The sequence below is a fragment of the Mesorhizobium sp. M1A.F.Ca.IN.022.07.1.1 genome (assembly GCF_003997575.1).
Taxonomy (GTDB): Bacteria; Pseudomonadota; Alphaproteobacteria; order Rhizobiales; family Rhizobiaceae; genus Mesorhizobium.
The window spans coordinates 1-5,220 of the sequence record NZ_RZST01000379.1; the positions used below are offsets into that span (position 1 = coordinate 1).

Consider the following 5,220-nt stretch of genomic DNA (forward strand, 5'->3'; position numbering starts at 1 on the left):
TGATCGAGGGAAAGAAACGGGTGCGACCCGCCTCGAACTCGCCGGGCTGAAGCTCCAGCACGGCGCGGTAGAGCCGGTCGTTCGACCACAAATTGTTGCGCGCCATCCGGCGCAGGTGCTCGAGCAAGGTCACCCTTTCAGGTTCCTTTCTCCCCCTCGTATTTCTCGACCTTCTGCTCGATGGCGCCGAAGATCGAATGGCCGGCCTTGTCCTTCATCTCGATCCGCACCGTGTCGCCGAAGCGCAGGAACGGTGTCTTCGGCTCGCCGCTCTCGATGGTCTCGATCATGCGCAGTTCGGCGATGCAGGAATAGCCGGCGCCGCCTGCCGCGACCGGCTTGCCTGGCCCATCATTCAGCTTATTGGAGACGGTGCCGGAGCCGATGATGGCGCCGGCGGCGAGCGGCCGCGTTTTCGCGGCATGCACAATCAAGGCCGGGAAATCAAAGGTCATATCGATGCCGGCATTGGCACGGCCGAACGGTCTGCCGTTGAGATCGGCGAGCAGCGGCAGGCTGACCTTGCCGCCGTCCCAGGCATCACCAAGCTCGTCCGGCGTCACCGCGACCGGCGAGAAAGCAGAAGACGGCTTCGAGTGGAAGAAGCCGAAGCCTTTTGCCAGTTCCGGCCCTGTGATGGCGCGAAGCGTCACATCGTTGACCAGCATGATGAGGCGGATGGCCTCGCGCGCCTCAACCAGCCCGGCGCCCATCGGCACATCGCCGACGATGACGGCAACTTCCGCCTCCATGTCGATGCCGAAGGCTTCTTCGGCCATGCGGATCGGATCGCGCGGCGCAAGGAAGGAGTCCGAGCCGCCCTGGTAGATCAGCGGATCTGTCCAGAAACTCGCCGGCATCTCGGCGCCGCGCGCCTTCCGCACCAGCTCGACATGGTTCACATAGGCGGAGCCGTCCGCCCATTGATAGGCGCGCGGCAGCGGCGAATGGGCGTCATGCTCGTGAAAGCGGGCCGAGGGCACCGCGTTGGTCTCGAGCGATTCCGCCATCGCCGCCAGATGCGGCGCCAAGCGCTCCCAATTGTCGAGCGCAGCCTGCAGCGTCGGCACCAGGAAAGAGGCGTCGGTGAACCGCGTCAGATCGCGCGAGACCACGACCAGTTTCCCGTCGCGCGTCCCGTTCTTCAAAGTGGCAAGCTTCATGCGGTTTCCTCTCCTCGCGGGCTTTGTGCCGCTCGTCCCACAACAAGGCCGTCGCGAGTGATCGTCAAGCCACCCGCCGATCTTTTCCTGACTCTGACCTCACCAATCAGGACCAGTCGCCTTCCGGCGTGCCGTTGAAGCGCTTCTTCAGGTCGGCCCAGCAGTCGATGTAGTTCGCCTGCAAGGTGTCGAGTTCGGCGGCGTAGCGCGTCAGCATCTGCGGAAAGCGCGTCTCGAACATGAAGGCCATGGTGTTGTCGAGCTTGACCGGTTTCAAGTCGGCGCGGGTGGCCTTCTCAAAGCCGGAGGCGTCGGGCCCGTGCGCCAGCATCTGGTTATGCAGGCTGATGCCGCCCGGGACAAAACCTTCCTCCTTGGCATCGTACTGGCCGTGGATCAGGCCCATGAACTCGCTCATGATGTTGCGGTGGTACCAGGGCGGCCGGAAAGTGTTTTCGGCCACTAGCCAGCGCGGCGGGAAGATGACGAAGTCGACATTGGCCGTACCCTCCTCGCCGCTCGGCGCCGTCAGCACGGTGAAGATCGACGGGTCCGGGTGATCGAAGAGGATCGCGCCGACCGGCGAAAACGTCGCCAGATCATATTTATAGGGCGCGTAGTTACCGTGCCAGGCGACGACGTCGAGCGGCGAATGGCCAAGCTCGGTGACGTGGAAAGTGCCGCACCATTTGACGATCAGCCGACATGGCGTCTCCTTCTCCTGGAACCACGCGCAGGGAGTCTTGAAGTCGCGCGGATTGGCTAGGCAATTGGCGCCGATCGGGCCGCGGTCGGGCATGGTGAATTTTGCCCCGTAGTTCTCGCAGACATAGCCGCGCGCCTCCTTGTCGGCGAGCTCGACCTTGAAGACGAGGCCGCGCGGCAGCACCGCGATCTCGCCGGGGCGAAGCTCGATGACGCCCATCTCGGTGACAAAGCGCAGCGTGCCGACCTGCGGCACGATCATGAGTTCGCCGTCGGCATTGAAGAAATGGTCGTCGACCATCGAGCGGTTGGCGACATAGACATGCGCCGCCATGCCGGACTGGCCGACCGCGTCGCCGGCGGTGGTCATGGTGCGCATGCCGGAGATGAAGTCGGTCGGCTCGGTCGGGATCGGAACAGGGTTCCATCGGTATTGGCCGAGCGCCAGCTCGTGGTCGCCGACGTTGGGCGCCGTCTTCCACATGGGATAGCTCGCGCCCTTGAAGCGGCCGGTGTGTTTCACGCTGGGACGGATGCGGTAAAGCCAGGAGCGCTCGTTGGTGCCGCGCGGCGCGGTGAAGGGCGAGCCCGAAAGCTGCTCGGCATAGAGCCCGTAGGCCGGCCGCTGCGGCGAGTTGCGGCCCTGCGGCAGCGATCGCGGCAGCGTCTCGGTCTCAAAATCATTGCCGAAGCCCGGCATATAGGAAAAGGCCATCCGATCCTCCCTGATCCCGGGCTGCCGCCCTCAGCGTTGAGGAAGGCTTTCCGGTGATGTTGACCAAACTGGTTTCATTTGTAACCATCGAAAATGTAACTATCAACGCCGAACCCCGCATCGATGGTGCGCCAAATGAAACCGGAAATTCTCGAGCTAGAAAACTTCCTGCCCTACCGGCTCTACCGGCTGGCCGACACCGTGAGCCGCGAATTCTCGCGCATCTACAAGGAGCGCCACGGTCTGACGCGGCCGGAATGGCGCACGCTCTCAGGCCTCGGGCAGCGCGGGATGATGACGGCGACGGAACTCGGCGAGCAGTCGGCCATGCACAAGACCAAGGTGTCGCGCGCGGTCGCCGAGCTCGAACGCCGGCGCTGGCTGACAAGAGCGCCGGACGAGAACGACCGCCGCGTCGAGCATCTGACGCTGACCAAGGCGGGGCTCGCCGCTTACCGGGAAATGGTGCCGCTGGCGAAGGCGTTTGAAAGGGAGCTGCTGGCGAGGCTGAGCGAGGAAGAGAGAGCGGCGATTGTCAGGGGGGTGGCAGCACTGGAAGAGGCTTTATCTTCTTCGTAGCGATCCTTCACACCCCCTCTGTCCGGCAGGCCAAAGAGGGAGCTGTCCCGCAGCATTGCCAGGATGCTGCTTCAACCAAACCCTACCAGTCCATCACCACTTTGCCGGAACTGCCGCTGCGCATCGCATCGAACCCAACCTGGAAATCGTCGATGCCGATGCGATGCGTGATCAGACCCGAGACATCCAGCGGCCCCTGCACCAGGGCGATCATCTTGTACCAGGTCTCGAACATCTCGCGGCCGTAGATGCCTTTGAGATGCAGCATCTTGAAGATGACCTTGTTCCAGTCGATCTCGAAGCCGGTGGGAGCGATGCCGAGGATGGCGATCTTGCCGCCATTGTTCATGGTGTCAATCATGTCGCGGAAGGCTGGCGCGGCGCCCGACATCTCCAGCCCGACGTCGAAACCTTCGGTCATGCCGAGTGCCGGCATCACGTCGCGCAGCTTCTCCTTCGAGGCGTCGACCACATGCTGGACGCCGAGCTTGCGCGCCAGTTCCAGCCGGACCGGGTTGATGTCGGTGATGACGACTTTCCGCGCGCCGACGCATTGCGCGACCAGCGCGCCCATGATGCCGATCGGGCCGGCGCCGGTGACCAGCACATCCTCGCCGACCAGGTCGAAGGACAGTGCGGTGTGGACGGCATTGCCTAATGGATCGAAGATCGCCGCGATCTCGTCCGGCACGTCGTCGGGGATCGGCACGACATTGTGCTGTGGGATCGCTACATACTCGCCGAAGGCGCCGGGCCGGTTGACGCCGACGCCGAGCGTGTTGCGGCAGAGATGCCCTCGCCCCGCGCGGCAGTTGCGGCAGTGGCCGCAGACGATGTGACCCTCGCCCGAGACGCGCTGTCCGACCTTGTATTCGGTGACGGCCGCGCCGAAATCCGCGACGGTGCCGACAAATTCATGGCCGGTCACCATCGGCACCGGCACGGTCTTCTGCGCCCACTGGTCCCAATTGTAGATGTGGACGTCGGTGCCGCAGATCGCGGTCTTCCTGACCTTGATCAGCACGTCGTTGGGGCCGATTTCCGGCACCGGCACTTCTTCCATCCAGATGCCCGGCTCGGCCTTGGCCTTCACCAGCGCCTTCATCATGTTGGACATCGAACACTCTCCAGAAAATCTTCCCTGTCCTGACGGATCATCAACCTGCCGCTTCCAGGATGCTCTTCAGCCGCAGCAGATCGCGATCGGTCGAACGCCGGACAGCCACGGCTATGAGCGGGGTCATGAGACGGGAAAAGCCGGCCGGCGAGCCGCGATTCCGGAGCGTCATATGCGTGCGGCCTTCGCCGGAATCCCGCCATCCATAGCTCGTCTCCATCGGGAACGGTCCTTCGTCGGATCGCATCACCAGCCTCTCGCCCGGCACGAGATCCAGGATCTCGTAGGTATAAGCGAGCCGCCGTCCGAGGAACTGCGCCTCGAATGCAATTCTCGATCCTATCTGGGCCGGTCGGGGAGTCTTCCATTCCACCGACTTGATGTTCACGTACCAGCGCGGAACATTGTCCGGATCGGAAGAAAAGGCGGCGACAACCGCGCGCGGCCTGGCGATCTCGATACTGCTCGTTACATCGATCGCCATGGCCCTTTTCCATTGCCGGCGGTAGCGTCAAGCGATTACACCCAGTTCCTTCCCGACCTCGCCGAACGCCTCGACGGCGCGATCGATATCGGCGCCGGAGTGCGCCGCCGACATCTGGGTGCGAATGCGCGCCTGGCCCTTCGGCACCACCGGGAACGAAAAACCGATGACGTAGATGCCGCGCTTCAGCATGCGAGCCGCCATCTCCTGCGCAAGGGCGGCGTCGCCCAGCATTACCGGGATGATCGGATGATTCGCGCCGGCAAGCGTAAAGCCGAGCTTGCCCATTTGAGACCGGAAGCGTTCCGCATTGGCATATAGGCGGCGGCGCAGCGCATCGCCATTGCGGATCAGCTCGAAGACTTTCAGCGAGGCGCCGGCGATCGCCGGCATCAGCGTGTTGGAGAAGAGATAGGGCCGCGAGCGCTGACGCAGCCAGTCGACCACCTGTTTCTTC

At 63.6% G+C, this 5,220-nt stretch carries 6 protein-coding genes and 1 pseudogene; 1 reads left to right on the forward strand and 6 read right to left on the reverse strand.

The features are described from left to right. The 3 genes and pseudogenes from EOA75_RS28270 to hmgA form a co-directional block, all read right to left on the reverse strand. A pseudogene (locus tag EOA75_RS28270) lies at window positions 1-133 on the reverse strand (damage-inducible protein DinB); the annotation flags it as partial. A gap of 4 nt (window positions 134-137) precedes the next feature. Further along, window positions 138-1,163, reverse strand: coding sequence for a fumarylacetoacetate hydrolase family protein (locus tag EOA75_RS28275; RefSeq protein WP_127325713.1), 1,026 nt, complete (start codon window positions 1,161-1,163; stop codon window positions 138-140). 106 nt (window positions 1,164-1,269) lie between these two features. After that, on the reverse strand, window positions 1,270-2,583 hold the full coding sequence (hmgA, locus tag EOA75_RS28280; RefSeq protein ID WP_127325714.1) for a homogentisate 1,2-dioxygenase: 1,314 nt from the start codon (window positions 2,581-2,583) through the stop codon (window positions 1,270-1,272). A 135-nt stretch (window positions 2,584-2,718) separates the two neighbouring features. Between hmgA and EOA75_RS28285 the strand changes: the two genes are divergently transcribed. Beyond that, window positions 2,719-3,162, forward strand: coding sequence for a MarR family transcriptional regulator (locus EOA75_RS28285; RefSeq protein ID WP_164746692.1), 444 nt, complete (start codon window positions 2,719-2,721; stop codon window positions 3,160-3,162). 82 nt (window positions 3,163-3,244) lie between these two features. On the opposite strand, the gene tdh is transcribed toward EOA75_RS28285, so the two are convergent. From tdh to EOA75_RS28300, 3 genes are all read right to left on the reverse strand, one after another. After that, window positions 3,245-4,279 carry an L-threonine 3-dehydrogenase gene (tdh, locus tag EOA75_RS28290; RefSeq protein ID WP_067000502.1) on the reverse strand — a complete coding sequence of 345 codons (1,035 nt, stop codon included), beginning with the start codon at window positions 4,277-4,279 and terminating at the stop codon, window positions 3,245-3,247. A gap of 40 nt (window positions 4,280-4,319) precedes the next feature. Continuing rightward, entirely contained in the window at window positions 4,320-4,763 is a 444-nt protein-coding gene (locus EOA75_RS28295; protein WP_127325715.1) for an SRPBCC family protein, read from the reverse strand. Window positions 4,764-4,790: 27 nt separating this feature from the next. Beyond that, window positions 4,791-5,220 (reverse strand): aminotransferase class I/II-fold pyridoxal phosphate-dependent enzyme (locus tag EOA75_RS28300; RefSeq protein WP_127325716.1); only part of this gene is annotated, 430 nt, incomplete at its 5' end.